The sequence below is a fragment of the Lutibacter sp. genome (assembly GCF_040883305.1).
In the GTDB taxonomy this organism is placed as follows: Bacteria; Bacteroidota; Bacteroidia; order Flavobacteriales; family Flavobacteriaceae; genus Lutibacter.
This window is the reverse complement of sequence record NZ_JBFLKT010000346.1, coordinates 1-4732: the sequence shown is the minus strand read 5'-3', so window position 1 is coordinate 4732 and position 4732 is coordinate 1. Positions and strand designations below refer to the sequence as shown.

Annotated in this window: 5 protein-coding genes; all 5 read right to left on the bottom strand. The window is 32.2% G+C overall.

All coding sequences use genetic code 11. The features are described 5' to 3' along the window. Positions 1-269, bottom strand: a 269-nt coding sequence (locus tag AB1Z17_RS11175) for a DUF2177 family protein (protein ID WP_368051875.1), incomplete at its 3' end; no start/stop codon positions are given. A 168-nt stretch (positions 270-437) separates the two neighbouring features. Continuing rightward, positions 438-1664 (bottom strand): aminotransferase class V-fold PLP-dependent enzyme, encoded by a 1227-nt coding sequence (locus AB1Z17_RS11170; RefSeq protein ID WP_368051874.1) that lies wholly within the window; start codon positions 1662-1664, stop codon positions 438-440. A gap of 60 nt (positions 1665-1724) precedes the next feature. Continuing rightward, a complete protein-coding gene (locus AB1Z17_RS11165; RefSeq protein ID WP_368051873.1) occupies positions 1725-2267 on the bottom strand; it encodes a GNAT family N-acetyltransferase in 543 nt (180 codons plus the stop codon). 321 nt (positions 2268-2588) lie between these two features. Continuing rightward, a complete protein-coding gene (locus tag AB1Z17_RS11160) occupies positions 2589-3713 on the bottom strand; it encodes a hypothetical protein (protein WP_368051872.1) in 1125 nt (374 codons plus the stop codon). 162 nt (positions 3714-3875) lie between these two features. Further along, on the bottom strand, positions 3876-4732 hold an 857-nt coding region (locus tag AB1Z17_RS11155), incomplete at its 5' end, for a M28 family metallopeptidase (RefSeq protein ID WP_368051871.1).

Sequence of the window (4732 nt, the reverse complement as noted above, 5' to 3'; positions counted from 1 at the left end):
TAGGTAAAAAAACCAAATAAAGCACCCATTAAAATTGCGTTATTATCAGAGTTTTTATTTACCGATGGATAAATTGCGAAAATTGAAATTCCTAATACAAAAATAAAGTAAAAGATGAATGCTGCGGTCCAATTAACATTATCCGATAAAAAACCTCCTAAGTATTTTTGATAGATACTTTTAGCGATAACACCTAACCACAACATATCTACAATTAAAAAAACCAAAAATGTGAGCAAGTAACTAAAAATTATACTTTCTATATTCATCTTAACTTCTTGTTTAAATATTAGTATTCGTTTTTTGTTATTAACGTTAAACTTAGCAATTATTTTTCTACTTTTCTAAATGCCAAAATAAACTATACCCAATGTTAGCCTTTCGTTATTTAAGGTTATGTATTTATTAACGATACGATAAAAACTAACTTGTATATTTTACAATGCAACTTTTAACGCCTCTATTAACTGATCAATTTCCTCCATACTGGTGTAATGCAAAAAAGAAATTCTCAACACGCCAGGTTTTCTTGGAATATCCATATCTATAAGGGGACGAACCGCATAAAAATCGCCCTTCCCTAACATTATTTGATGTTTTACTAAAGTTGCATAAACCTGATCAAGAGTTCTATTTTTAGGAATAATAGAAACAGTTGCCGCTCTTACTTCTGCATCATCAGGACCTATTATTTGAACATCATCACGAGATTTTAAAAAATCAAGTAAGCGCTCCAAAAGTGCTTTTTCATGCTCATTAAATAATTTAGTTAACGCTCTGTTTTTTTGTGCAGGTTCTGCTTTCTCATTAAAATGGTGTTTATAAACCGCATCAAAATAATCCAATATTCCGCTAGCAGCTGCAATTTGAGCATGATCAGGTCCTGCTGGCGTTAACATAGCTCTGGTTATACCTTCTTTGAAAAAGTGAGATTGGTTTTCCATCTTTCTTATCAGCTCTTTATTCACATACATCATTCCCAAATGAGGGCCATATGTTTTGTACAATGAAAAAAGATAAATATCTGCACCCAAATCTTTTAAATCAGGAAAAGCATGAGGAGCGTAAGCAACTCCATCCACCACAGATAAAGCCCCATGCTTATGAGCTCTTTGGCTAATTTCTTTAACTGGATTAATGTGACCTATTACATTCGAGCAATGCGGAAAAACCAACATTTTTGTTCGGTCAGAAAATAAGCCTTCCAATTCATCCAAAATCAATAATCCTGTTTCCGAATTGACATGCCATTCTATAATTTTAATTCCTTTATCGGCTAATTTTCTCCATGCACCTGCATTTGCTTCATGATCTTGACAAGACACAATGATTTCGTCACCGTTCTTCAATATTGGACTCATGGCGTTTGCCAGCACATAAATATTTTGTGTAGTGGATGGACCGAAATGAATTTCTGAATCGTCAACATTCAAGTAATCAGCCATTCTCTTATAAGAAGCCTCCATTAATTCTCCAGCTAACATTGAAGCAGGATAAGGATAGTTGACCTGCACCTTGTTTTTCATATAAAAATCGGTTAATCGATTAATAAATTGAATACAAGGATAGGATCCTCCAGCATTTTCAAAAAAAGCCCATCCCTTTAAAGAAGGCTCAGAAAAAGCTGGAAATTGTGCGCGAACAAATTCTAAATCAAGTTTCATAGTTAAATAGTAAATTAAAAATATTATTCATATTAAATATAGCAATAATTTTATACGTTTTTAGCTGTTGGCATTTTCAAGTTCAAAAATAATATTAGATTCATTATCTAAATCTTTTCTATTCTTAATTAGATAAAATCCATTCTTTTCTAATAATCTTTTGGAATTCTCATTTTTATTATGCGTAAAAGCCTCAATTTTTTCAAGTTTTAATTCTTTAAATCCAAAATCAATAATCATTTTTAGAGCTTCATTCATTATCCCTTTTTTATGAAATTTAGGATCTAAATCATAACCAACTTCAGCAATTTTATTGTTCTTAGAAAAATTCCACAAACAAATTGTTCCGATAATAATGTTAGGATCATTTTTTAAAGTTATTCCCCAAGTTATAGATTTATTTGTTTCGATATATTCATTTAGCTCTTTTATAAATTTTATAGCATCAGATATATTTTTAGTTCTTCTATTTTCAGGTCTTTCAATGAATTTTGTGACCGTCTTGTCCGAACGTAAGAATAGGATGACTTCACAATCAGACAATTCAATTTTTCTTAATAAAAGTCTTTCTGTTTTTATTTCTGGAAAAGGTTTAAATTTCATTAAATTTCTATTTTTAGCTTGCAGCTAACTTGTTTGGGTTTGATTAGTTGTGGGAAAGGACGCCAGTCATTTTCCGCCGCAACCGAAAGATAATTAATAAGATTGAATTTCCGAGAGGAAATTCAGCCGTAATTAATTATACACGGCTTAAGTTAGCAATAGTTATTTTAATTCATATTCGCATTATATTCCTATGGCAGTTGGATAAGGATATCCTTCTCACTTAATATGTCTTTATAAACAGAACTAATTTTGAAAATTACATTTTGGCTTTCATTTTTATTGGCATATCGGATTGATTTTTCCCAGGCAGAAACTAAATTATCTCCAATTCCACTCAATTGAATCAAGGGTTGCTGTTGGAATTCCGTATTTTATGGAAAGTTCCTTCGCATATTTTTTTTCTAGTATGTTAAGGTGATTATAGAACTGAGGATGTTTCATATCGGCAGAAAACTTCTTTTCGATTTCTTTTCTGGCACGATCTTTTGATTTGAAAATTTCTCCCTCAATTTGTATTCGCTCTGCAATGGTAAACCCCCATTTGGATTCCTCTATCCTGCTATAGGCCTCATCATTAAGGTTTAACCATAGTGAATTAAGGCCCCTAATTCTCTGCTTCTTGGATATCCAAGAATTCTGATCATTTCCCTTAAGGGTAAGCCAAACTTGTTGTTTAGAACCTTCATCTATTTCGACAGTCCACCTACCGATAACTTTATCTTCATCTAAAATTTCTCCTTGCTGATTAAATGTATAACTGAATGAGGGGTTGTACCAGCTACCGGGTAACATTTTTTGGATTACATCAATAACATCAATGTGCTTTGTTGAAGTATCTATTTTATTCCAATCAAATGAAGTCAGAATTGTTTTCTGTTGGTGGGATGGACAGCGACCACTAAGACCATTAACCCAAATATCCTGAGCACATAAATTTCCACCCCACATATAGCCTTTGGAAGATTCATTATAGGCTACCATAAACCAGGGATATCCATTTGAAATGCTATTTGTCTTGCTTATAAGTAGTACAGAAGAATTGGGGCTGAATATAGTATCTATTGATTCTGCAAATGATGGTTCTTTATAAACTATTCCATCGCTTGTTCCAATAGAAATGGGGTCTCTATTGATATTGGAAAAATTTACTTGTCTTACGATGTAAAATAGAGCAGCAGCGGCTCCAATAGCTATAAAGACAGCCTTAAAACCATAAAGTTGTACCAAAGTACCAAATACCCAAGCGCTAAAAATCACTAAAGTAAAAAGACCTACACCTATTGCTATCAACGCAGCAATAACCATTAACATTATATCGAGAAGTCCACTTGGGTGTTGGGCTAAACTCCATGCAGTGAATGCAGCTATACCCGTAATTAGTAAGCCAGATATCATTAATGTAATAGCGGTAACGTGACCAATATTTTTAAGATTAATTCTCATTTCTTTTATTATTTAGTTACGAAACACAATGGGCTTTTATAAGATTTGTGCGACTGGAAAATCGGAGATTTTTCGGACGAAGCAAATCGTTTGTTGAATGTTTGTCGGTTTGTTATTTAGTTTAAATGTAAGCATAAATTTTGTGAGGTGTTGGCAGTATTATTATTCAATTATTTTTAGAATATCAATTAAAGTTACTACAACGGATTTGGTAATTAGCTCTGTTAATAGCTTACTATTAGCTGATAATCCAAGAATATCATTATTTGAATGTATATGATTATTAAAATTACTACTAAATAAATCAATTTCGTCGATTAGCATTATAGCAGGGATATTTTTAGCCCAGAATGATGAATGGTCACCTGCAGAAACAATCATTGATGTTGAATCTACTACATATTTCAAGTCTGGAACATAGGAAGTTAAGGAATTCACATATGTATTCATTAAATTTTCGGATAAATTATTAACACAGATGCTTACACTTAGATTGTCGCCATCATTCACATATGAAACCATATCCATATTTATCATGCTTGATATTTCAGCGTTGTTATTTACCATACTGTCGATAAAGGCTTTACTGCCAATGCGTCCAATTTCTTCACCGGAAAATAACACGAACATAATTGTTTTTTCAAATTCAGAATCTGAGAAAATGCGAGCTATTTCAATAACGCTAGATGTTCCGGAAGCATTATCATCAGCAGCAGGTGCACCACTTTCGTAGCTATCATAATGAGCACCTAATACATAAATAGAATCGGAGAATAGTGTCCCGTATTTAACTGCAACTATATTTGGCAACAAACCTTCTTTGTAATTCTGCAAATATATTGTATCAAGTTCTTTGTTATCAAAACATGAAATTAAATGTTTAACACACTCATTATTGTTGTCAGTTGTAAATCGTTCCATTTGTTCAAGCAAGGCAATGTTATTAAAAATAGAATCTCCAGAAACTAAATCAACGACACTTTCTATCATATGCTTTTGTCCAAATAATTGAAGGTTTA

Coding starts and splice junctions, on each gene's coding strand:
- AB1Z17_RS11170 (WP_368051874.1), bottom strand. CDS start 1,664: ATGAAACTTGATTTAGAATTTGTTCGCGCACAATTTCCAGCTTTTTCT.
- AB1Z17_RS11165 (WP_368051873.1), bottom strand. CDS start 2,267: ATGAAATTTAAACCTTTTCCAGAAATAAAAACAGAAAGACTTTTATTA.
- AB1Z17_RS11160 (WP_368051872.1), bottom strand. CDS start 3,713: ATGAGAATTAATCTTAAAAATATTGGTCACGTTACCGCTATTACATTA.